The sequence below is a fragment of the Pseudomonas sp. 5Vm1k genome, assembly GCF_056161485.1.
In genome coordinates this window covers 130,153-153,288 of sequence record NZ_JBSPCZ010000017.1, presented here as the reverse complement: position 1 = coordinate 153,288, position 23,136 = coordinate 130,153, and the positions used below count along the sequence as shown (strand labels likewise).

Genomic DNA, 23,136 nt, shown 5'->3' with positions numbered 1-23,136 from the left:
TCGGCATGCTCTTCTGGACTGAGGACAATGTTGAGTGCGTTCACCTGCGCTTCTCCGAACGTTGGATGACACCGGAAGTGTAGCCAATATCGGAGAAATGTTAATTTGAGAACAGCACACTAGCGGCCCATAAAATTCTCTGGGGAGAGGAGGCGGATCAAGTTATTCATGACCTGCCGAATCTCACCGAAGAAGAAAGAGCCCTTTTCGATGAACTGAGGGATAACCGAATACAAAATGGTTTGCGGTTGGAGCAAGAGTACGTCAGCTTTCAGTGGCTTCAATCAGCATTGGCAGCATTGGACTGCGAGTGATGACAAAAAAGCCCCAGTCCCTAAAGGCTTGAGGCTTTCTAATTATTATTTATGCTGCGTCTACCGTCGGAGACACGGAATCCAGACCGAGAACCGATTTAGCTTTTTTTCCCTCGTGAGATGTCGTACAGCGCCTCAATACCCAATCGTTCGCCCTCCACTTCTTTTAGGCTTCGGCATTGTTCGGCATAGACTTCATATTCCGCCCGGGCTTTTTCTTCAGCCGCCTGTTTACTGATCTGCCCTGCACCTTGCAGAACATCACGATTGTTGAACACCAGAAACTGATCCAGCTTCTCCTGCCAGTCCCGCAGAAAAACTTGCTTGCGCATCAATGCCTGATCTTCCGCAAAATCCAGCCACATAGTGACGATGCGATTTAGCGCATTGATTTCTTCTTGATTAAGGTAGTTTTTGGCGATTGTGACATCGCTCTTTCGCACCTCATCTCCTTTGAATCCAGTCAAACCCATATTCGGCTTGGTTGCGTCTACGCGATGGGCAATCAACTCAGCCGCGGTCAGACCGGTACTGGCGAAGTGGAGCTTGTTTTGGATGATTTGGAAGAATGCTGTGGTTTCTTTGTTTGACGGCACATAGTCCGCGGCCATTGCGAAAATGTCCCTAACCCTCAAGTAAACCCGCCGCTCGCTGGCCCGGATGTCGCGAATACGTGCCAGCATTTCGTCGAAATAGTCGGGTACCTGCGACGGACCTACGGGAGGATTCCTCAACCGTTCGTCATCCATCACGAAGCCCTTGATCAGGTACTCCTGAAGAGTCTGTGTGGCCCACTGCCGGAATTGGGTGCCACGCTGGGATCGAACTCGGTAGCCAACCGCGAGAATCAGCGGCAGGCTGAAATGCTTAACGTTGTAAGGTTTGTTGTCCGCGGCAGTTGTTCGGTAAAACCGAACAACTGAATCCTCTATCAATTCTCCCTCGGCAAGGATGTGGCTGATGTGCTCGCTGATGGTCGCTTTGGCCTTGCCGTACAATTCGCAGATCATCGCTTGAGACAACCACAGCGTATCGGCCCCGAACCGACATTCCAGACGCACCCGGCCATCCACGCTCTGAAAGAGCAGCATTTCACCCTGTGGGGCTGGGGGATGGTCAGTCTCTTTCTGATCCGTCATCGGGGGCTCCGTCATTGCCTCGGGTTTTGATTGAGATGGTTAAATAGGAACCGTGGCTGTAGGTATAGTTGAACACTCGAACCGCAGATCCACCACCATCGGTTACTTTGAGGTCGTCAGTTTTTGTTTCAGGCAAAGCTGCTGAATTGGTTTCTTAGCACCCACAAAAAAGCCCCAAACCCTACGGGCCTGAGGCTTTCTCGTTTCTTCTATATGGTGCACCAGGCGGGATTCGAACCCACGACCACTGCCTTCGGAGGGCAGTACTCTATCCAGCTGAGCTACTGGTGCAAGCGGGCGCCATGATACTCATATGCGTTGCGGGCGTCCATGCTGCTGAATAGCCTGTGTTTTTCCAAGCTGTAACAGCCGTTTACTACGTTGATCAGAAAAAATAGGCAAATGCGCCGTTTTCGTTCTTTTTTTCGAACGGCCTATTGTCCTTTCCCGGCATTGATCCTAGGATTCGTTCGAGATTTCAAACGCTCTTGTCTGGGTGCTGAACCGCACGAGTTTCAATCAGTGCGCTATTTATGTGCTTCAGCCCGGTGAATGATTTCCCTGACGGCAGCCTTTGAGGCGCCTTTCTACAATCATAATTCGCTCCGCGCTGGTCGCGGTGCTGTTAAGGAAAGCCGACATGCAGCTTAAAGACACCCAGTTGTTCCGCCAGCAAGCCTTTATCGATGGCGCTTGGGTCGATGCGGACAACGGTCAGACGATCAAGGTCAATAACCCGGCAACGGGCGAAATTCTGGGCACCGTACCGAAGATGGGCGCCGCCGAAACCCGCCGTGCAATCGAAGCCGCTGACAAAGCGCTGCCGGCCTGGCGTGCACTGACCGCCAAGGACCGCGCGAACAAGCTGCGTCGCTGGTTCGAGCTGATCATCGAGAACCAGGACGACCTGGCTCGCCTGATGACCCTCGAGCAAGGCAAGCCATTGGCCGAAGCCAAGGGCGAAATCGTTTACGCCGCTTCCTTTATCGAGTGGTTCGCCGAAGAAGCCAAGCGCGTCTACGGTGATGTGATTCCGGGTCACCAGCCAGACAAGCGCCTGATCGTGATCAAGCAGCCAATCGGTGTGACCGCTGCAATCACCCCGTGGAACTTCCCGGCCGCGATGATCACCCGTAAGGCTGGCCCAGCACTGGCCGCCGGTTGCACCATGGTGCTGAAGCCTGCTTCGCAAACTCCATTCTCGGCATTCGCTCTGGCTGAACTGGCCCAGCGCGCCGGCATCCCGAACGGTGTGTTCAGCGTTGTTTCCGGCAGCGCCGGCGACATCGGCAGCGAGCTGACCAGCAACCCGATCGTGCGTAAATTGTCCTTCACTGGCTCGACCGAAATCGGTCGTCAGCTGATGGCCGAATGCGCCAAGGACATCAAAAAGGTTTCCCTGGAACTGGGCGGCAACGCGCCGTTCATCGTGTTCGACGATGCGGACCTGGATAAGGCCGTCGAAGGCGCGATCATTTCCAAGTACCGCAACAACGGCCAGACCTGCGTCTGCGCCAACCGTCTGTACATTCAGGATTCGGTCTACGACGCGTTCGCCGAGAAGCTGAAAGTGGCTGTGGCCAAACTCAAGATCGGCAACGGTCTGGAAGAAGGCACCACCACTGGCCCGCTGATCGACGAAAAAGCCGTGGCCAAGGTTCAAGAGCACATTGCTGACGCGATCAGCAAAGGCGCAACCGTTCTGGCCGGTGGCAAGGTGATGGAAGGCAACTTCTTCGAGCCGACCATCCTGACCAACGTGCCGAAAAACGCTGCCGTGGCCAAGGAAGAAACCTTCGGTCCACTGGCACCGCTGTTCCGTTTCAAAGATGAAGCCGAAGTGATCGCGATGTCCAACGACACCGAGTTCGGCCTGGCTTCGTACTTCTATGCTCGTGACCTGGGCCGTGTGTTCCGTGTGGCTGAAGCCCTGGAATACGGCATGGTCGGCGTCAACACCGGGTTGATCTCCAACGAAGTCGCGCCGTTTGGCGGCATCAAGGCGTCGGGCCTGGGCCGTGAAGGCTCCAAGTACGGCATCGAAGATTACCTGGAAATCAAATACCTCTGCCTGGGCATCTAAGCCCGGCAAGGCGTTTTGCTTCAAGCAGAAAGGGCACGAGAGCGCTGTCCCTTTCTGCGCTTCAAATGGAATTTTCTCTGTGGCCGGGAAAGCTGTGGCAGTCGATCATCGCATGCTGCCGTAGTTGCCTCCCCGCCGCATTTTCCTTGAACCACGCCGCCCGATGAGCGGTGAATGAGGACTTTATGAGCAAGACTAACGCATCCCTGATGAAACGCCGCGAAGCCGCTGTACCACGCGGTGTTGGCCAGATTCACCCGATCTTCGCCGAGTCCGCGAAGAACGCCACCGTGACTGACGTTGAAGGTCGCGAGTTCATCGACTTCGCCGGCGGTATCGCTGTGCTGAACACCGGCCACGTGCACCCGAAAATCATCGCCGCCGTGACCGAACAGCTGAACAAGCTGACCCACACTTGCTTCCAGGTACTGGCTTACGAACCGTACGTAGAAGTGTGCGAAAAAATCAACGCCAAGGTGCCAGGTGATTTCGCCAAGAAAACCCTGCTGGTCACCACCGGTTCCGAAGCGGTAGAAAACGCCGTGAAAATCGCCCGTGCCGCCACTGGCCGTGCCGGCGTGATCGCTTTCACTGGCGCCTACCACGGTCGCACCATGATGACCTTGGGCCTGACCGGTAAAGTCGTGCCTTACTCGGCCGGCATGGGCCTGATGCCAGGCGGCGTCTTCCGCGCGCTGTACCCGAACGAACTGCACGGTGTGAGCATCGACGATTCGATCGCCAGCATCGAACGCATCTTCAAGAACGACGCCGAGCCGCGTGACATCGCTGCGATCATCATCGAACCAGTTCAGGGCGAAGGCGGTTTCTACGTCGCGCCTAAAGAGTTCATGAAGCGTCTGCGCGCTCTGTGCGACCAGCACGGCATCCTGTTGATCGCTGACGAAGTTCAAACTGGCGCTGGCCGTACCGGCACCTTCTTCGCCATGGAACAGATGGGCGTTGCTGCCGACCTGACCACCTTCGCCAAATCCATCGCTGGCGGCTTCCCGTTGGCCGGTGTGTGCGGTAAAGCCGAATACATGGACGCCATTGCTCCGGGTGGCCTGGGCGGCACCTACGCCGGTAGCCCGATCGCTTGCGCTGCGGCCCTGGCCGTAATGGAAGTGTTCGAAGAAGAACACCTGCTGGACCGCTGCAAGGCAGTCGGCGAGCGTCTGGTTACTGGCTTGAAAGCCATCCAGGCCAAGTACCCGGTGATCGGCGAAGTCCGTGCGCTGGGCGCGATGATCGCGGTCGAACTGTTCGTCGACGGCGACAGCCACAAGCCGAACGCTCCAGCAGTGGCAGCGGTTGTGGCCAAGGCTCGCGACAAGGGTCTGATCCTGCTGTCTTGCGGCACTTACGGCAACGTTCTGCGCGTCCTGGTACCGCTGACTTCGCCGGACGAGCAACTGGACAAAGGTCTGGCAATCATCGAAGAGTGCTTCTCTGAACTCTGATCGCCAAGTGTGACCTGATCGACAAAAAAACCCGCTTCGGCGGGTTTTTTCGTGTCCGCGGAACACATCACGCTGTATCGAATGGCCAGCATTGACTAAGGTTCATGCATTGCCGTTGGAGTGTCCGAATGACCGCTGTGGTTTTACCCGCTGTTCCGCGAGTGCTGATTGCCGAGGCCGACCCCTGGTCCCGCGACCTGCTCAAGCAGGTGTTGTTGAATGTGCGTTGCGACGCACGGCTGGACCTGTGTGCCGATGGCCAGCAAGCGATGGAGCTGCTGGCGACTGTGCCATACGACCTGGTGATCGTTGACTGGGAGTTGCCCGGTATCGATGGCCTGAACGTGTTGCGCAGTGTTCGTCAGCGCAAACGCAATCCGCCGTTGCCGTTCATTTTGTTGAGCAGCCGCAACGACAGTGCCAGCGTACGCGAAGCCTTGCCCCTGGCGCCCACCGCGTATCTGACCAAACCCCTGGACATGGAAAACCTGACCCACCGTCTGCAGGAGTTGCTGCTGAACGCCGGTGAAGAGGTGTCCTGCGAGGTGCCTGCGTTGTCGCCGGGCATGACGTTGTCGGTGTACCTGGAGCGTCGACGTGAGTCGACAGACGGCGCACCGCTGATGACCGACGTGCAGTTGGCGGTCAAACGCAGCCTTAATCCCAATGGCCTCGATCTGACGTTGCTGGAAGCCGAGATCCGCAATGATCCGCAAATCACCGCTGTGCTGATTGCCGCCGCCAACAGTGCGGCCCAGCACCTTGGCGTTGGGGTGCAAACCCTGTCCCAGGCGTTGCATCGTTTGGGCACCGGGCAAAGCATGAACCTGATTCTGGGCCTGGCCCTGAAACGCTGCGCACGGCTCAGTGATCCGCTGCTGGCGGACTATGCCGAACGTTATTGGGATCTGTCACTGCGCACCGCCGAATATGGCCGGACCCTGGCGCGCTTGCTGGATCTGGACCAGGAACGCTGTTATTGCGCGGGAATGCTGCATCGCCTCGGCGACCTGGCGTTGCTGCGCTGCTTGCAGGAGTGGAAGCAGGCCGGCGGCGAGCTGGACGAGTGGGAAGAGATCGGTGATGCGTTAGTCGAGTTCGGCGCGGGCTATGGCTCGGCGCTGCGGACTCGCTGGCGTCTGCCGTTGGAACTGCGAGAGCTGATTGCGGCGGTCTATCAGCTCGGTGGCGGGGTTTACTCTCGTGAAGCGCTGGTGATGAACATGGCCGCGCAACTGGCGCGCCTGACCGAGCATGAGGGCATTGAGGAACTGTCCAAGAGCCGGACGGCGCGGTTGCTGAAGATTGGGCTGCCCGAACTGATGCGACTGCGCAAAAAGTGAGCCTTACACATTCCCCCTGTGGGAGCGGGCTTGCTCGCGAAGGCGTCCTGTCAGGCGACATTAACATTGAATGACCCACCGCTTTCGCGAGCGAGCCCGCTCCCACAGGGGATCTATGTTGAGTCTGTCAGGCCGAGATAATCCGGTTCTTGCCCTGGCGCTTGGCTTCGTACATCGCCGCATCGGCGCGAGCAAACATACTGTCGAGGCTTTCGTCTTCGCCGGTGAGACTGGTCAGGCCCTGGCTGACGGTGATGCCGAAGGTCTGGTCGTCATGGCTGAAGCTCAACCGCTGGATCTCCCGCTGCAGGCGCTCGGCCACTTGCATGGCCATGTCCGGCGCGCAGCCCGGGAATACCGCAGCGAATTCTTCCCCGCCAATTCGCCCGAACAGATCGCCTCGGCGTAATGCCGCACGGCCGCTTTCGGCGATGTGTTGCAGCACGGTATCGCCTGCCGGGTGGCCGTAGGTGTCGTTGACCTTCTTGAAATCATCGATGTCCAGCAGCAGGAATGCCAGCGGCGCACCTTGCAGCTTCGCCTGTTCAAATTCGCGATGGGCGCATTCAAAGAAGTGCCGGCGGTTGCTGCTCTGGGTCAATACGTCGGTGGTCGCCAGGCGTTGCAACTCGGTTTCCATTTGCTTCTTTTCGGTAATGTCCTCGGCAATGCCGACGATGATCACCGGTTGCCCCGGTTCGGCCTGGCGGTTGATAAAGCACTTGTCGCTCAGCCAGCGCACCTGGCCGTCGGCAGCGATGATGCGGTATTCGCGGTCTTCGACGGCACCTTTGACCAGTACTTCGGCCAGGCTGTGCTCGGCGTAGTCCAGGTCGTCGGGGTAAATGCTGTCGCGCCACTGGTTGTAGTCGGCCAGCAACAGGCCGGCGGAACGGCCGAAAATCCGTTCATACGCGGGGCTGACGTAGAGCACCTGACGGGTTTCCCAGTTGAACGCCCAAAGCACTGCGTTGACACTCACCAGCAGCGAGCTGAAGAGTTGTTCGCGTTCGCTCAGGCGTGCAACTTCGCCTTGGGCATGCATGAGCGCCATCAGTGTTTGCGCGGCCTCGGGCCATTGCGGGTGGGATGAGTCTTGCAGGTTTTTGGTGACCATCGGCACAAATCTCAAAGGGCGTGCGCCGCTCGAGGTTTCGAAAGCGGCCACTACGTGGGCCCCTTATCGATTATTTCTTGTGCCACAGCAGGCGCTGTCACGCTTTGGTGGGAAATAATTGATAACAGGTCTCGGCCCGCCTGGATGGCGAAGTGTCTTTGAGATAGGGGATTTGGAGCTTAGTTCCCGGCTGGCGTGGCGAGGGAGGGGGCTCCCGCCGGGCGGTACTGACGACGCGTTTTTTCAGCGAAAGAACGCGTCGTCAGGTTTTGCGATGCTGCGCGGTCGAGCGGGAGCGAGCCCCCTCGCCACAGTCAGACTGCGGCAGCTGGGCGCAGGGAGTAGGTTTTCAACTGATCAGCGAAGTCGCGCAGGGATTGAATCCCGCTGGCTTCGGCTTCGTGTACCCAATCCTTGATGGCAGCAAGCATATCGTGACCATTTGAGCTGGTCTTGACCCAGATCTGCTGCAAGGCCAGGCGTTTCTCGTAAATTACCTTCAGCGCCTGGCTGTGCTCGAGCATGTTCTGGATGCGGATATGGTGCTTGTCATCCAGCAGGCTGGTTTCCCGCGACAGCAAACGCTTGGCACGGTGGAATTGGTGACGGACCGAGTGATCGACCTTTTCCAGCTCCTGTTTGACCAGCGGCGCGATCACCAGCTTGCGGTACTGGGCCATGATCTGGAAGCGGTTGTTGAGGATGGCCATGGCGGTGTCCATGTCCAGGCTGCCCTTGCCTTCGACCCGGTGGGCGATCGGCGCAACCCGCTGGACTTTGGCCAGACGGAAGAAACTGAAGACCTGGATCCAGGCCCAGCCGAGGTCGAATTCCCACTTCTTCACCGACAGTTTTGCCGAGTTAGGGTAGGTGTGATGGTTGTTATGCAGTTCTTCGCCGCCGATCAGGATGCCCCAAGGCACCAGATTGGTCGCCGCATCACGGCATTCGAAGTTGCGGTAGCCGATGGCATGGCCCAGGCCATTGACCACGCCGGCGGCCCAGACCGGAATCCACATCATCTGGATGGCCCAGATGGTAATGCCGATGGTGCCGAACAGCAGCAGGTCGATGACGCCCATGATCGCCACGCCCAACAGCGGAAAACGGCTGTAAAGGTTACGTTCGATCCAGTCTTCAGGGCAGTTCTTGCCGTAGATGCGCAGGGTTTCCGGGTTTTCCGCTTCCTCGCGGTACAACTCGGCGCCCTTGCGCAGCACGGTGGAAAGGCCCTTGATGACCGGGCTGTGCGGGTCATCGACGGTTTCGCATTTGGCGTGATGCTTGCGGTGGATGGCTGTCCACTCGCGGGTGTTCTGCGCCGTGGTCAGCCACAGCCAGAAGCGGAAGAAATGTTTCAGGCCGGCATTGAGCTCCAGGGAGCGATGGGCTGAATAACGATGCAGATAGACCGTGACGCCAACAATCGTGACGTGGGTCATCAGCAGGGTGACTGCCACCAGTGACCAGGGCGACAAGCCGAGAAAACCTTCGTACCACATAGGCTATAGGGCCCTCGATAAATAAAAAAACAGCCGTTGCATTATCACTAAGCCCACAGATAAAACCAGTCGCCCTTTCAGATAAGAGTGGCTGGATGTTTCTTTAACCTATAATTCCAACCCTTTTGTAGGGACATGGACGGCCGAATGTCTGCCACATATCGCGATGCCTTGCGTGCAGCGCTGCTTTACCTGGTGCTTTCAGTAGTCTGGCTCCAGTTCAGTGGTTATTTATTGAACAGTTTCTTCGATAGCTCCGCCGAACTGTTGCGATGGCAACTGATCAACGGTTACGCCTGGGTGCTGCTCAGCGCTGGATTAATCTTCCTCGCCCGGGCCAGATTGTTCCGCTGCCTGGGAATCGGCGCGAAATTACGTGAGCGCAGTGAAGACCGGGAACGGCTGCGCCAGGCCGCCGCCGTGTTCGACTGCACCCATGAAGGGGTTTTGGTCACCGACAGCAAAGGCCTGATCGTCCATGTGAACCGGGCGTTTATGGAAATCACCGGTTATCAGAGTGAAGAAGTACTCGGTCAGCAGCCCAGTATGTTCAAGTCCGGTCACCACCCGCCGGCGTTCTATCAGGCGATGTTTGCCATGCTCGGCAGCGCCGGCCAGTGGAGTGGGGAGATCTGGAACCGGCGCAAAAGCGGCGAGATCTACCCGCAATGGCAGACCATCCGCCTCATTCATGACGATCTGGGCCGACTCAGTCATTACGTGGCGGTATTTTCCGACATCAGTGCGATCAAGAATTCCGAACACGAACTGATTCACCTGGCCCATCACGACCCGCTGACTGACTTGCCCAACCGCCTTCTGTTCACCGATCGCGTCGAGCAGGCGCTGACTTCGGCGCAACTGCACAAGCGCGGTTGCGCCTTGCTGATGATCGATCTGGATCACTTCAAGATGATCAACGACAGCCTCGGGCACAACGTCGGCGACCAACTGCTCAAAGCCGTGGCCGAGCGTTTCAAAGGCCTGTTCGTGCCGGGCATCACCCTGGCGCGGCTGGGCGGGGACGAGTTTGCCGTCCTCGCGGAAAACTGTCCGCAACTGGTGCAGGCAGCGGCACTGGCGCAGCGGATCATTGATGGCCTCAAGCAGCCGTTCGAGATTGATGGGCATCAGTTGTTCATCAACGCCAGCATCGGCATCAGTCTGTTCCCCAGCGACGCCCTTGGTGCCGAGCAATTGCTGCGCAATGCTGATTCGGCGCTGTTCAAGGCCAAGAGCGCCGGTCGCGATGGCTACGCGCTGTACACCGAAGAATTGACCGCGCATGCCCAGCAGCGGGTCGAGATTGCCTTCGAACTGCGTCGGGCGCTGGAGTTGCAGGAACTGCGGGTCTACTACCAACCGGTTCATGACCTCAAAACCAGTCGTCTGATCGGTGTCGAAGCATTAGTGCGCTGGGAGCATCCGCAGCGCGGGTTGATCTCGCCGGCGGAGTTCATTCCCGTCGCTGAACGCACCGGGTTGATTTCCGAGATCGATGCTTGGGTCATGCAACAAGCCTGTCAGCAGATGTGCGATTGGCAGCAGGCGGGCGTGGTGTTGTCGTTTGTCGCGGTGAATGTGTCTTCGCGCTTGTTTGCCCGCCGCGAGTTGTATCAGCAGGTGGCGCAGGTGCTGCGCGAAACCGGCCTGGACCCGGCGTATCTGGAACTTGAAGTCACCGAAAGCGCGGTGATGGATGATCCGGAGGTGGCGTTGGAGCAGATGCATCGCCTGCGGGAATTGGGGGTTCGGTTGGCCATCGACGATTTCGGCACCGGGTATTCATCGCTGCTGCGACTCAAGCGATTGCCCGTGCAGAAGCTCAAGATCGATCAGGGTTTTGTCGCCGGGTTGCCGTGGGACGAAGACGATGGCGCGATTGTGCGGGTGATTATTGCGTTGGCCAAAAGCATGGGGATGCAGGTGCACGCCGAAGGGATCGAGCAGGTAGAGCAGGCGGGTTTTCTGCTCGAACAGGAATGTGATCTGGGGCAGGGCTATTGGTTTGGCCGGCCGGTGCCGGCTGAGCAACTGGATTGGGCGCGGGCTCCCGTGATTGGCTGAGGCCCGCGACCTGCTTTTGTGGCGAGGGGGCTTGCCCCCGTCGGGTGGCGAAGCCGCCCCAAAATGTCTGATACACAGCGCTAGCAGAATTTACGACAGCTTCGCAGCCGAACGGGGGCAAGCCCCCTCGCCACAAGGGTTTTGTGTGGCTTTCGAAAAAGCCAAATCCCTCGCAACCCCTTGTCCCATCAAATAATACTTTCTGGTTATATAAACATTCTTAAATAGTCTTTTTAAGAATATCCGCGCGTATCTACTATTGCCCTCACGCCGCAAGCAGTGCCGCCACTGCCAGGCAACCTCTCAGACTAAGGAGCAGCACCATGAGCGCATCCCTACGTAGCGTTGACGGCCAGGACGAAGCAACCATTTTGCGTGAGATCCAGAGCGCCCTGCGCGATCTGCGTTTCGGCGCAGTGGAAATCACCGTGCACAACGCCCAAGTGGTCCAGATCGAACGCAAAGAGAAATTCCGCTTGCAGAACCCGGTTAACAAGCCGAGCTGAAGCGAAAAAATCGAAAGATCAAAAGATCGCAGCCTTCGGCAGCTCCTACGGGGGATGGATGTAGGAGCTGTCGAAGGCGGCGATCTTTTAACCGGCAACCGCGATTCCAGAAACCCATAAGAAAAGCCAACACAACCAGAATTCCAGGAGCTTTCACCATGTCGTCGATTCGTCATTTCGCTTTGGCCGCGCTGGCCAGCGCCCTTTTTGCGGGTTCCGCGGTTGCCAAGGATTACGAGCTGCTCAACGTGTCGTACGACCCGACCCGCGAGCTGTATCAGGATTACAACGCCGAATTCATCAACTTCTGGAAGAAAGACCACGCGGGCGACACCGTGAAAATCCAGCAGTCCCATGGTGGTTCGGGCAAACAGGGCCGTGCGGTAATCGACGGCCTGCGTGCTGACGTAGTGACCCTGGCCCTGGCCGGTGACATCGATGAAATCGCCAAACTCGGCAAAGCCCTGCCGGCTGACTGGCAGAAGCGTCTACCGGATGCGAGCACCCCTTACACCTCGACCATCGTATTCCTGGTGCGCAAAGGCAACCCTAAAGGCATCAAGGATTGGGGCGACTTGATCAAGAATGACGTGTCGGTCATCACTCCGAACCCGAAAACCTCCGGCGGTGCACGCTGGAACTTCCTCGCGGCCTGGGCCTATGGCCTGAAAGCCAACGGCGGTGACGAAGCCAAGGCCAAAGAATATATCCAGACCCTGTTCAAGCACGTGCCTGTGCTGGACACCGGCGCTCGTGGTTCGACCATCACCTTCGTCAACAACGGTCAGGGCGACGTGTTGCTGGCCTGGGAAAACGAAGCGTTCCTGGCACTGAAAGAAGACGGCGGCGCGGACAAGTTCGAAATCGTCGTGCCTTCGCTGTCGATCCTCGCCGAACCGCCAGTGGCCGTGGTCGACAAGAACGCCGAGAAGAAGGGCAACGAGCAAATCGCCGAAGCCTACCTCAAGCATCTGTACAGCCCGGCCGGTCAGGAAATTGCCGCGAAGAACTTCTACCGTCCACGTGACAAGGACGTAGCGGCCAAGTACGCCAAGCAGTTCCCGACCCTGGATCTGGTGACCATCGACAAAGACTTCGGCGGCTGGAAAACTGCCCAACCGAAATTCTTCAATGACGGTGGCGTGTTCGACCAGATTTACCAGGCGCAGTAATCTGCCATAAGCCACACAGCGAGCCTTAAGCTTAGGCACTGAACATGTGGGAGCGGGCTTGCTCGCGAAGGCGGTGTGTCAGACGACGGAAATGTTGACTGATGTTCCCTCTTCGCGAGCAAGCCCGCTCCCACATTGATGCGTTTAGCTGATTGATTTTTTCAACCAAGGACTTTTATGTCGCGTCGTATCTCCCCCGTCATACCCGGCTTCGGGCTGACGCTGGGCTACACCTTGGTGTACCTCAGCCTGATTGTGCTTATTCCATTGGCGGCCATGTTTGTGCACGCCGCCCAGCTCACCTGGGATCAGTTCTACGCCATCGTCACTGCGCCTCGCGTGCTGGCGGCGTTGAAGTTGAGCTTCGGCACTGCGCTGTATGCCGCGATCATCAACGGCATCATCGGCACGTTGCTGGCCTGGGTGTTGGTGCGCTACACGTTCCCGGGTCGCAAGATCATCGACGCGATGATCGACCTGCCGTTCGCCCTGCCCACTGCCGTGGCCGGTATCGCGCTGACCGCGCTGTACACACCGACCGGTCTGGTCGGGCAGTTCGCCGCAGACATGGGCTTCAAAATCGCCTACACCCCACTCGGTATCACCCTGGCGCTGACTTTCGTCACTTTGCCCTTCGTGGTGCGCACGGTGCAGCCGGTGTTGGCCGACATTCCGCGTGAAGTCGAAGAAGCCGCCGCTTGCCTCGGTGCCAAACCATTGCAAGTGTTCCGCTACATCCTGGTGCCCGCGCTGTTGCCCGCCTGGCTGACCGGCTTCGCCCTGGCGTTTGCCCGTGGCGTCGGTGAGTACGGTTCGGTGATTTTCATCGCCGGCAACATGCCGATGAAAACCGAAATCCTGCCGCTGCTGATCATGGTCAAACTCGACCAATACGATTACACCGGAGCTACCTCCATTGGCGTGTTGATGCTGGTGGTTTCCTTCGTCCTGTTGCTGCTGATCAACTTGCTGCAGCGGCGCATCGAAACCCCATAAGGAGGCGCGAACATGTCCCAATCGTCTATTGCGGCCGCCTCTTCGGCCAACGCCGCTCGCCGTGGCAGTGCTACTTCGCGGCGTATCCTGATCGGCCTGTGCTGGCTGGTCTTCACCCTGTTTTTGCTGTTGCCGCTGTTCATCGTGGTGTCCCAGGGTTTGAAAAACGGCCTGGGTGCGTTCTTCACCGCGATCTTTGAGCCGGACGCCTTGTCGGCGCTGAAACTCACGGTGATCGCCGTGCTGATTTCCGTGCCGTTGAACGTGGTGTTCGGCGTCAGCGCGGCGTGGTGCGTGAGCAAATATTCGTTCCGCGGCAAGAGCATGCTAGTGACGCTGATCGACCTGCCATTCTCGGTGTCGCCGGTGATCGCCGGTCTGGTCTACGTGCTGATGTTCGGCGCCCAGGGCCTGTTCGGGCCGTGGTTGCAGGATCACGACATCCAGATTGTCTTTGCCTTGCCGGGCATCGTGCTGGCGACGATTTTCGTCACCGTGCCGTTCGTGGCGCGCGAGCTGATCCCGCTGATGCAGGAACAAGGCACCCAGGAAGAAGAAGCCGCGCGCCTGCTTGGCGCCAATGGTTGGCAGATGTTCTGGCACGTCACCGTGCCCAATATCAAATGGGGCCTGATCTACGGCGTGGTGCTGTGTACCGCGCGGGCGATGGGTGAGTTCGGTGCGGTATCGGTGGTTTCCGGGCACATTCGCGGGGTGACCAACACCCTGCCGCTGCACGTCGAGATCCTCTACAACGAATACAACCACGTGGCCGCGTTCGCTGTGGCGAGCCTGTTGCTGATCATGGCGCTCTTCATCCTGCTGCTGAAGCAGTGGAGCGAAAACCGTATTAACCGCCTGCGCGCCAGCGCCGCGGAGGAATAATTCATGTCGATCGAAGTGCGTAACGTCAGCAAGAATTTCAACGCGTTCAAGGCGCTGGACAACATCAGTCTGGACATCCACAGCGGTGAACTCGTGGCACTGCTCGGCCCGTCCGGCTGTGGCAAGACCACGCTGCTGCGGATCATCGCCGGCCTGGAAACCCCGGATCAGGGCAACATCGTGTTCCACGGTGAAGACGTCTCCGGCCACGACGTGCGTGATCGCAACGTTGGGTTCGTATTCCAGCATTACGCCTTGTTCCGCCACATGACCGTGTTCGACAACGTCGCGTTCGGCCTGCGCATGAAGCCGAAAAACCAGCGCCCGAGCGAAAGCCAGATCGCGGTGAAAGTCCACGAACTGCTGAACATGGTGCAACTGGATTGGCTGTCGGATCGCTACCCGGAGCAACTGTCCGGTGGCCAGCGCCAGCGGATTGCTTTGGCCCGCGCGTTGGCAGTGGAGCCAAAGGTTTTGCTGCTGGACGAACCCTTCGGCGCACTGGATGCCAAGGTTCGTAAGGAACTGCGTCGCTGGTTGGCGCGGCTGCACGAAGACATCAACCTGACTTCCGTGTTCGTGACCCACGACCAGGAAGAGGCGATGGAAGTCGCGGACCGCATCGTGGTGATGAACAAAGGTGTGATCGAGCAGATCGGCTCACCGGGCGACGTCTACGAAAACCCGGCCAGCGATTTCGTTTATCACTTCCTCGGCGATTCGAACCGTCTGCATTTGGGCGACGACAATCACGTGCTGTTCCGTCCGCACGAAGTGTCGCTGTCGCGGCATGAGCTGGAGGATCACCACGCGGCTGAAGTGCGCGATATCCGGCCGTTGGGCGCCACCACGCGGGTGACGTTGAAGGTTGAAGGGCAGAGTGAATTGATCGAGGCCGAAGTGGTGAAGGATCACGACAGCCTAGTTGGCTTGGCCAAGGGTGAGACGTTGTTCTTCAAGCCCAAGGTTTGGCAGAAAGTCGCCAACATCTAAAGCAAAAGCTTCGCGAGCAAGCCCGCTCCCACATTGGATCTATGGCGTACATAAATCCCCTGTGGGAGCGGGCTTGCTCGCGAAGTCGTCCTACGCCGCAGCGCGATTCGGATTAATTCTCACCCCGCCAACCCGCGCCTCAATTTGCTCCTTGAGGTCCCGCCGCAACCCCAGCAAAAACGCCAACTCCGCCACCACAAACAACGGCCCCACAATCAACCCCGTCACATCATCGACAAACGCCGGTTTGCGTCCTTCATAGTGATGGCCGACAAACTGAATCGCCCAGCCAATCACAAACATCGCCACACCACTGCTCAGCCAGACCATCGTGCTTTGCTGTGCGAGAATCTGACCTGCCCAAATGCACAAGCCCAGCAATACCGTCATCAGCACCCCGAGGCGCAGCTCCAGGCGCAGGTAAAACCACGCCGACGCCAACGCCAGCAGCACTGCCGGCGAAACCCAGCCGCCGGCCCATTGCGGCCGCGACAGCAAAACCGCCACCGCCACCACAATCAGCGGAATGCCGATAAAGTGGCTGGCGATATTGCGTGGGTCACGGTGGTAAGCGGCGTATTGACTGAGATGGTCAACGAGGTTTTTCATTGTTATTCCTCCTGTAGGGTGACTGATCATGCCCCGGGTACCGTGTTCGCTCTGTCAGCCAGGCGACAATCTCTAGGAGACTTCATGGACATGCAGGTTTGGCGTCCACGCCTGATGAGTGGGCAGTGGTTCAGTCATTTACCCGTTTCCCTACAGGATAGTCTGCTGGCGGTGGCCCGGGTGCGACGGTTGACGGCGGGGCAACGCCTATTCAAACGCGGCGATCCGCCCTGCGGCTTGTACGCGGTGCTTGAGGGCACCGTGCGCATCGGCGCAGTGAGCGAGCAGGGCAAAGAGGCCTTGCTGAGCCTGGTCGAACCGCCACACTGGTTCGGCGAAATCTGCCTGTTCGATGGCCAGCCGCGCACCCACGACGCGTTTGGCGCCGGTCCATGCACCCTGTTGCATATCCCGCAGTCGGCGCTGCTGAAACTGCTCGATGAACAACCGGTGTACTGGCGGCAACTCGCGCTACTGATGAGCCACAAACTGCGCCTGACCTTCATCAACCTCGAACAACTGAGCCTGATGCCGGCCCCGGCACGTCTGGCCCATCGTCTGCTAATGATTGCCGAAGGCTACGGCGAAATCGACCCGCCGCGTCGAGTGCTGCAACTGCCCCAGGAGCAACTGGCGTCGATGCTGTCGCTGTCGCGGCAGACCACCAACCAGATGCTCAAGGAGTTGCAAGGGCAGGGGATTATCGGGTTGGGCTACGGCGAAATCGAAATTTTGGATGCCGAGCGGTTGCGAGCATTAGCGGTGGTTTGAAGCAAAAGATCGCAGCCTTCGACAGCTCCTACATTGGAATGGCTTACACCTATAGGAGCTGCCGAAGGCTGCGATCTTTTAAAACCTGGCGGTTAGTGATGGGCTTTGTGCCCAAACGCGCCTAGCCTGTACCCCTGAATAATCGAGGTGTGCCATGCGTGTCCTGTTAGTGGAAGACGAACCCGAAATCGCCAAACACTTGGCCAACGGCCTGAACGAAGCGAGCTATTCGGTGGATGTGGCGCTTAACGGCATGGACGGCCGCCGCTTCATCGAGTCCGGCGAATACGACTTGATCATCCTCGACGTCATGCTCCCGGGCCTCAACGGCTGGCAGCTGCAGCAACAAATCCGCAAGCTCGGCGAAACCCCAGTGCTGTTCCTCACCACCAAGGACGGCATCGAAGATCGCCTGCGCGGCTTGGAGCTGCATGAGGATGACTACCTGCTCAAACCGTTTGCCGTGAGCGAACTGGTGGCGCGGGTGCGCAAGTTGTTGCGGCGGGACCGGGGGCGGTGATTTCTAGAGACTGATCAAAAAACGAGCTGGACTTCATTTAAAAACTGCACTAAATACAATGCATATCCACGATTTGTGGAAATTTGCACTGTATACGATGCAGGTTTAATGAATGGAAAGCCTTGGTGAACTGATCCGAACATTGCGCAAAGAGAGAAAACTCTCTCAGCAGGCGCTGGCGCAACAATACGGAATGAGCCGTGCGACGATCTCGGGTATCGAAAACAACACCCTCTCTGAAATTGGTATTCGCAAGGTTGAGGCCATTCTCAATGGTTTCGGGTACGAACTCACAGCCGTGCCTAGACAATCCACGCGTCCGACTCTGGACACCCTGAAGAAGGTGAACTTCCATGGTTGATTCGTGGGATAACGACAGGCTCCACATCAGCGTTGCCGACACCAGCGTAGGGACCTTGGGCCGCAATTATTCTCGCGGTGATTCAGTTTTCACCTACGCCGACGACGTGCTTGAAAAAAACGCCGTATCGCTGACGATGCCGGCTCGCCTCGAAAGCTATCAATGGGAACGAGGTGTCCCGCCGATTTTTGAAATGAACCTGCCGGAAGGTGCCCTGCGCGAAGAGCTGATTCGTCGCTTCAGCAAAGCGGTTCGCGGGTTTGACGACTTCTCGATGCTGGCAATCGTCGGCCCGCATCAGCTCGGGCGAGTGGGGATTGCAAGCTCGCAAGAAGCAAACAACCGACAGCCTGAAACCAGCCTCGCAGACCTTCTTGTGCATGACGGTGCGCAAGGTTTGTTCGAGGACTTGTTGCACACCTACGGTCAATACTCGGGTGTCTCCGGCGTCCAGCCAAAGGTGCTTGTGCGTGACAGTGCAACCACAGCTGACCGGCTTACCCATCGCGGAGCGACGCACCTGGTTAAAGCATTTCGCCCGGAGGAATATCCCGAGCTTGCGGCCAACGAATACTTCTGTATGCGGGCCGCGTTGCATTCCGGGCTGGAGGTACCGGAATTCGAACTGAGCGAGCACGGTAAATTTTTGGTGGTTAAACGCTTCGATCTGAATGACAAAGGCTATCTGGGCTTTGAGGATTTCTGTGTGCTCAATGCCTGGCCTTCCAAGGCCAAATACGACGGTTCATACGAAGGCGCCGCGAAGCAAATAAAGGGATTCGTTTCTCCATTGCTGCTCAACCAGGCACTGGAGTCATTTTTCAAAATCGTTGCGTTGTCATCCGGTCTGAAAAACGGTGACGCGCACCTGAAAAACTTCGGTGTGTTGTATGAACACTGTGGCGACGATGCACAGATCAGCCTTGCCCCGGCCTATGACATCGTCACGACGTCGGTCTACATCAAGACAGATAGCATGGCATTGCTGTTGGGCGGTTCGAAGGCTTGGCCAAAATACAAAATGCTGATGCGCTTTGGTCGTTCGGCCTGCAACCTGACGGAAGGCCGCTGCAATGAACTGCTGCAACAAGTCGTCCATGGGATAGACGTGGCGATGGGCGAGATGGCTGATTACATCAAGGCCAATAGCGGCTTCGCCGAGGTTGGCGGAGCGATGATGGATCAGTGGAAATCAGGTGTAGCCCGCAGCCTGATTAAAGGTTGATGGTTTTGTGTTGGGTTGACGGACGCCATCGCGAGCAAGCTCGCTCCCACATTGGATCTCGGGTGTTCACAAATTTTGTGCCTACTGAAGATCCAATGTGGGAGCGGGCTTGCTCGCGAAGAGGCCGGCCCAGGCAACCCATTTCCCGGGTTCGTCAGCGCAACCCATCCCGAAACTGCCCCGGCGTCATCCCCGTCCAGCGTTTGAACGCGCGGCTGAAGCTGCTGGTATCGGCAAACCCCAGCAGATAGCTGATCTCACTCAGCGAGCACAGCGGATCACGCAGGTGCAGCAGTGCCAGGTTCTCGCGGCTTTCGTTGAGCAGCGTATCGAATCGACAACCCTCGTCCGCCAGATGTCGTTGCAGGCTGCGCAAGCTCAGGTGCAGGGCTTGGGCGATGCGTTCGGCGCTGGGTTCGCCTTCCGGTAGTTGTTCTTCAATCGCGTCACGCACTTTGCGTTCCCAGGTCAGCGGTTTGAGCTGGGCCAGGGTGCGTTTGAGCACGGTTTCGTTGTGTTCGGCCAGTTCCGGGTTGGCGTCGTCCAGGTGGCTGTCGAAATCCACCAAGGCGAATTCCAGTCGGTCTTCGTCGGCAGCGAAATACACCGGTGAGCGGAAGACTTTGTGCCATTGGTGCGGGTCCGCCGGTTCCGGCCGGCGCAGGTACACCGCCAGCGGGGCGTAGTCGCGGCCCAGGCGATTGCGGCAGGTGCGCACGTAAATTGCGGCAAAGGCGTCGATGGCTTCGAAAGCCGGGGCCGGGTTGCCGGGGGGGACTTTCAGGCGAAAACGGTAGCGATCCTCGGTGCGGGTCAATTCCAGTTCCAGGGCATCGCTGACCACTTGGTGATAACGCACGATCCGCTCGAAGACTTCCCGCAGGCTGCCGCTGGCCACCAGCGCATAACCGAGCGCGTGAAACGTGGTCGGGCTGACAAAACGCGACACCCGCAAGCCAATCGCCGGGTCGCCGCTGACTTGCACGGCGATTTCCCACAGGCGCGTGGTGCTGGACAACGGATAACGGGCGTTAGGGTCGTCCATCAACTGCGGGTCAAGCCCCGCCTGTTGGCACAGGGCGGTGCTGTCGAGACCCAACGCATCAAGTTGCTTGCGCAGGGCGCGGGTCCAGCTGGCGAGGGAGGTCGGTTCAGTCATGCTGATTGGCGCTTCCGGTCAACAGGTTGGCGTTCACGGCTACTACCCTGGAATGCATCACAAGGCAGGATGTGACCATCAATAACCAGAGGATGGAAGCATGGACGGTACTTCTGCAAGTCCCCAGCGACTGAATGCAGCCCAACGATCAGCACATATTCGCGAAGTGGTGCTGGCCAGAGGCGTCGAGCTGCGCAAACGCTACCCGATTCTCAACCATCAAGACGCCTTGGGCGCGGGCATTCTGGCCTTCGCGCTGGCCGGGATGATCGGCTCGGCGGCGCTCTACATCACCGGCCACATGGCCTGGTGGTTGTGCCTGTTGCTTAACGCCTTTTTCGCCTCGTTGACCCACGAGCTGGAACACGACCTGATCCACAGCATGTATTTCCGCAAACAGCGGCTGCCGCACAACCTGATGATGGGCCTTGTCTGGCTGGCGCGGCCGAGCACCATCAACCCGTGGATACGCCGCCATCTGCACCTCAACCACCACAAGGTCTCCGGCACCGAAACCGACATGGAAGAACGGGCGATCACCAACGGCGAGCCTTGGGGTATCGCGCGGTTGCTGATGGTCGGCGACAACGTGATGTCGGCGTTTATCCGCATGCTCCGGGCGAAAACCTGGGCGCACAAATTCAGCATCATCAAGCGTACGTTGAAGGTGTATGCGCCGCTGGCACTGGTGCATTGGGGCGCGTGGTATGTGTTTCTCGGTTTTCACGCGGCCAATGGCATCGCGGCTTTGTTGGGCGCGCCGATTGAGTGGTCAGCGACCACGTTGTCGGTGATGCAAGTGATCGACATCGCGGCGGTGGTGATTATCGGGCCGAACGTGTTGCGCACGTTTTGCCTGCACTTTGTCAGCTCGAACATGCACTACTACGGTGACGTCGAACTGGGCAATGTGATCCAGCAAACCCAAGTGCTGAACCCATGGTGGATGTGGCCGATGCAGGCGTTCTGCTTCAACTTCGGCAGCAGCCACGGGATTCATCATTTTGTGGTGAAGGAACCGTTCTACATCCGCCAGATGACCGTGCCCGTGGCGCATAAAGTCATGCGCGAGATGGGGGTTCGGTTTAATGATTTCGGGACGTTTGGGCGGGCGAATCGGTTTGTGCGCAAAGAGGAAGTTCAGGTGCAGCCAGTAGAAGGTGCGCGCGTCTGATGGCCCCTTCGCGAGCAAGCCCGCTCCCACAGGAGATCTCGGGTGTTCACAAATTTTGTGTTCACTGAAGATCAAATGTGGGAGCGGGCTTGCTCGCGAAAGCGGTCGTTCAGTCACCCTCAATCCGGCTGAAACGGCGACTCACTCAATATCACCCCGGTCTCATCCACATACCGCTGCCAATGCTCGATCAACGCAGTCAGTTTGTCCGGCTGCAAAAGCGCCAAATCATGAATCTCCCCAGGATCACTCCCCAGATCATAAAGCTGCCAGGTCGCCGGCCCTACCGGCCCCGGGATGTAAACCGCTTTCCACTGCCCCTGCCGAATCGCCCGCCGTCCAAACAACTCCCACCCGGTCACCGTGTGTTCGTCGTGCACCTGCGCCGTTTCGCCGGACAGAAACCCCAGCCACGATTTGCCGCGCAACTCCGCCACGTCCTTGCCCCTCCAACGCTTGCCCGGATGCCGCACGCCGGCCAGGTCGAGAATGGTCGGCGTGATGTCCATCACCGTGCCAAACCCATGGCTGATCTGCCCTTTAAGCGACAACTGCGGGTAATGCACCAGCGCCGGCACACGAATCCCGCCTTCGGTGGTGAACGCCTTGAACAGCCGTGACGGCGCGGTCGCGACCTGGGCCCAGCTCGGTCCGTACCAGACGTAGGAGTTGGCGCGGCCGATGTTGTCCAGGCTGTTGTCGTAATGCTGGTTCAGATAGGTCAGCAACTCCGGGCCGAATTTCGGGAAGGCTTCCAGCAGCGCCCCTTCAGCGCCGTTATCGGACATAAACAGGATGAACGTATTGTCCAATTGCCCCTGCTTGCGCAGGTAATCAACGACACGCCCGATGTTCCAGTCCATGCGCTCGACCATCGCCGCGTAAACCTCCATAGCTCGCGCGGAGACCTGTCGCTGTTCTTCGCTCAAGGCATCCCATTGCGCGTTGAGTTGAATCAGCGGATGAGGTTCGACATCCGCATCGATCAAGCCAAGGGATTTGAGTTTTTCCAGGCGTTCAAGCCGAAGCACTTCGGGGCCGGCGTCATAGCGTCCGCGATATCTTTCGACCACATCGGCCGGCGCCTGCAACGGCCAGTGGGGCGCGGAAAACGGCAGATACGCAAAGAACGGCCGGGTCTGGTCGCGCTCCTTGAGGTACTGCAGCAACTTGTCGCCAAAAGCATCGGAGGAATAGAAATCCTTCGGCAGCTCATCAACGAAAGTGTCGTCTTCGATGTACAGCGCCGGAGTGGATTTCAACAGCCCCGGCGTTTGTTCATCGTAAGTCGGCTCATAACCGTAATGGTTGGCGGCCCCTGGCAGCAGCGAGAACGAGCGCTCGAAACCCCGTGCGTGGGGCGCCAGTTCGGCGGTCAGGCCCAGGTGCCATTTGCCGCTCATCAACGTCTGGTAACCGGCCTCGCGCAGCAATTCCGGCAACGCCACCACGCGGTCGTTGAGATGCCCCTCGTAACCCGGTTTGCCAATCAGCTCCGGGGTCAGCGCTTCGGCCATGGTGCCGATGCCGGCGATGTGGTGGTCGGTGCCAGTAAGCAGCATCGAACGGGTCGGCGAGCAGGTCGGTGCGGTGTGGAAATCGGTCAGGCGCAAGCCATTGTTGGCCAGGGCATCCAGATTCGGCGTGGCGATTTCGCCGCCGAATGCGCCGATATCGGAAAAGCCCAGGTCATCGGCCAGGATCACCAGAAAGTTGGGACGTTGCGGCATCAAAAGT

Annotated in this window: 20 protein-coding genes, 1 tRNA gene and 1 pseudogene; 15 read left to right on the top strand and 7 right to left on the bottom strand. The window is 58.3% G+C overall.

The annotated features are described in order from the left end of the window. Positions 1-122 precede the first annotated feature (122 nt). Positions 123-314 (top strand): annotated as a pseudogene (locus tag ACWIKB_RS27190) (Wadjet anti-phage system protein JetD domain-containing protein); the annotation flags it as partial. A 98-nt stretch (positions 315-412) separates the two neighbouring features. Here the strand turns inward: ACWIKB_RS27190 and ACWIKB_RS27185 are convergent. Continuing rightward, positions 413-1,453 carry a virulence RhuM family protein gene (locus ACWIKB_RS27185; RefSeq protein WP_475270563.1) on the bottom strand — a complete coding sequence of 347 codons (1,041 nt, stop codon included), beginning with the start codon at positions 1,451-1,453 and terminating at the stop codon, positions 413-415. A gap of 214 nt (positions 1,454-1,667) precedes the next feature. Further along, positions 1,668-1,744 (bottom strand) — tRNA-Arg (locus ACWIKB_RS27180). 349 nt (positions 1,745-2,093) lie between these two features. On the opposite strand from ACWIKB_RS27180, the gene gabD reads away from it, so the two are divergent. The 3 genes from gabD (at position 2,094) to ACWIKB_RS27165 (ending at position 6,342) form a co-directional block, all read left to right on the top strand. Next, positions 2,094-3,536: an NADP-dependent succinate-semialdehyde dehydrogenase gene (gene gabD, locus ACWIKB_RS27175; RefSeq protein WP_054050229.1), complete on the top strand. Its 1,443-nt coding sequence runs from the start codon at positions 2,094-2,096 to the stop codon at positions 3,534-3,536. A 185-nt stretch (positions 3,537-3,721) separates the two neighbouring features. Continuing rightward, the gene (gabT, locus tag ACWIKB_RS27170) at positions 3,722-4,999 is read left to right on the top strand and encodes a 4-aminobutyrate--2-oxoglutarate transaminase (RefSeq protein ID WP_054050227.1); all 1,278 of its coding nucleotides are present in this window, start codon (positions 3,722-3,724) and stop codon (positions 4,997-4,999) included. Between the two features lie 128 nt (positions 5,000-5,127). Continuing rightward, complete coding sequence (locus tag ACWIKB_RS27165; RefSeq protein ID WP_475270562.1) at positions 5,128-6,342, top strand: HDOD domain-containing protein; 1,215 nt, start codon at positions 5,128-5,130, stop codon at positions 6,340-6,342. Between the two features lie 127 nt (positions 6,343-6,469). Here ACWIKB_RS27165 and ACWIKB_RS27160 read toward each other — a convergent pair whose 3' ends face one another. Next, positions 6,470-7,459, bottom strand: coding sequence for a GGDEF domain-containing protein (locus tag ACWIKB_RS27160; RefSeq protein ID WP_475270561.1), 990 nt, complete (start codon positions 7,457-7,459; stop codon positions 6,470-6,472). A 314-nt stretch (positions 7,460-7,773) separates the two neighbouring features. Continuing rightward, entirely contained in the window at positions 7,774-8,961 is a 1,188-nt protein-coding gene (desA, locus tag ACWIKB_RS27155) for a delta-9 fatty acid desaturase DesA (RefSeq protein WP_403024925.1), read from the bottom strand. A gap of 147 nt (positions 8,962-9,108) precedes the next feature. Between desA and dibA the strand changes: the two genes are divergently transcribed. The 6 genes from dibA (at position 9,109) to ACWIKB_RS27125 (ending at position 15,580) form a co-directional block, all read left to right on the top strand. Beyond that, positions 9,109-11,028, top strand: a complete 1,920-nt coding sequence (gene dibA, locus ACWIKB_RS27150) for a phosphodiesterase DibA (RefSeq protein WP_475270560.1) — start codon at positions 9,109-9,111, stop codon at positions 11,026-11,028. 323 nt (positions 11,029-11,351) lie between these two features. Next, the gene (gene oscA / locus ACWIKB_RS27145) at positions 11,352-11,534 is read left to right on the top strand and encodes a sulfur starvation response protein OscA (protein WP_123498265.1); all 183 of its coding nucleotides are present in this window, start codon (positions 11,352-11,354) and stop codon (positions 11,532-11,534) included. 158 nt (positions 11,535-11,692) lie between these two features. After that, positions 11,693-12,706: a sulfate ABC transporter substrate-binding protein gene (locus ACWIKB_RS27140; RefSeq protein ID WP_475270558.1), complete on the top strand. Its 1,014-nt coding sequence runs from the start codon at positions 11,693-11,695 to the stop codon at positions 12,704-12,706. 177 nt (positions 12,707-12,883) lie between these two features. After that, complete coding sequence (cysT, locus tag ACWIKB_RS27135; protein WP_123402746.1) at positions 12,884-13,702, top strand: sulfate ABC transporter permease subunit CysT; 819 nt, start codon at positions 12,884-12,886, stop codon at positions 13,700-13,702. Between the two features lie 12 nt (positions 13,703-13,714). Continuing rightward, positions 13,715-14,587, top strand: coding sequence for a sulfate ABC transporter permease subunit CysW (gene cysW / locus ACWIKB_RS27130; protein WP_054050211.1), 873 nt, complete (start codon positions 13,715-13,717; stop codon positions 14,585-14,587). Positions 14,588-14,590: 3 nt separating this feature from the next. Beyond that, entirely contained in the window at positions 14,591-15,580 is a 990-nt protein-coding gene (locus ACWIKB_RS27125; protein ID WP_475270557.1) for a sulfate/molybdate ABC transporter ATP-binding protein, read from the top strand. 90 nt (positions 15,581-15,670) lie between these two features. Here the strand turns inward: ACWIKB_RS27125 and ACWIKB_RS27120 are convergent, their stop codons facing one another. Then, on the bottom strand, positions 15,671-16,189 hold the full coding sequence (locus ACWIKB_RS27120) for an Mpo1 family 2-hydroxy fatty acid dioxygenase (RefSeq protein WP_475270556.1): 519 nt from the start codon (positions 16,187-16,189) through the stop codon (positions 15,671-15,673). An 84-nt stretch (positions 16,190-16,273) separates the two neighbouring features. Here ACWIKB_RS27120 and ACWIKB_RS27115 point away from each other — a divergent pair, with 84 nt between their 5' ends. The 4 genes from ACWIKB_RS27115 (at position 16,274) to ACWIKB_RS27100 (ending at position 19,066) form a co-directional block, all read left to right on the top strand. Then, positions 16,274-16,960 carry a Crp/Fnr family transcriptional regulator gene (locus ACWIKB_RS27115; protein ID WP_475270555.1) on the top strand — a complete coding sequence of 229 codons (687 nt, stop codon included), beginning with the start codon at positions 16,274-16,276 and terminating at the stop codon, positions 16,958-16,960. 154 nt (positions 16,961-17,114) lie between these two features. Continuing rightward, on the top strand, positions 17,115-17,480 hold the full coding sequence (locus tag ACWIKB_RS27110) for a response regulator (RefSeq protein WP_475270554.1): 366 nt from the start codon (positions 17,115-17,117) through the stop codon (positions 17,478-17,480). A 112-nt stretch (positions 17,481-17,592) separates the two neighbouring features. Continuing rightward, on the top strand, positions 17,593-17,841 hold the full coding sequence (locus ACWIKB_RS27105; protein ID WP_475270553.1) for a helix-turn-helix domain-containing protein: 249 nt from the start codon (positions 17,593-17,595) through the stop codon (positions 17,839-17,841). Further along, positions 17,834-19,066: a type II toxin-antitoxin system HipA family toxin gene (locus ACWIKB_RS27100; protein ID WP_475270552.1), complete on the top strand. Its 1,233-nt coding sequence runs from the start codon at positions 17,834-17,836 to the stop codon at positions 19,064-19,066. The genes ACWIKB_RS27105 and ACWIKB_RS27100 overlap by 8 nt, the downstream gene beginning before the upstream one ends. A 154-nt stretch (positions 19,067-19,220) precedes the next feature. Here ACWIKB_RS27100 and ACWIKB_RS27095 read toward each other — a convergent pair whose 3' ends face one another. Beyond that, entirely contained in the window at positions 19,221-20,225 is a 1,005-nt protein-coding gene (locus tag ACWIKB_RS27095) for an AraC family transcriptional regulator (RefSeq protein WP_475270551.1), read from the bottom strand. 100 nt (positions 20,226-20,325) lie between these two features. Between ACWIKB_RS27095 and ACWIKB_RS27090 the strand changes: the two genes are divergently transcribed. Further along, on the top strand, positions 20,326-21,399 hold the full coding sequence (locus tag ACWIKB_RS27090; RefSeq protein WP_475270550.1) for a fatty acid desaturase: 1,074 nt from the start codon (positions 20,326-20,328) through the stop codon (positions 21,397-21,399). 119 nt (positions 21,400-21,518) lie between these two features. Here the strand turns inward: ACWIKB_RS27090 and ACWIKB_RS27085 are convergent, their stop codons facing one another. Next, a complete protein-coding gene (locus ACWIKB_RS27085) occupies positions 21,519-23,129 on the bottom strand; it encodes an arylsulfatase (protein ID WP_475270549.1) in 1,611 nt (536 codons plus the stop codon). Between the last annotated feature and the right edge of the window lie 7 nt (positions 23,130-23,136).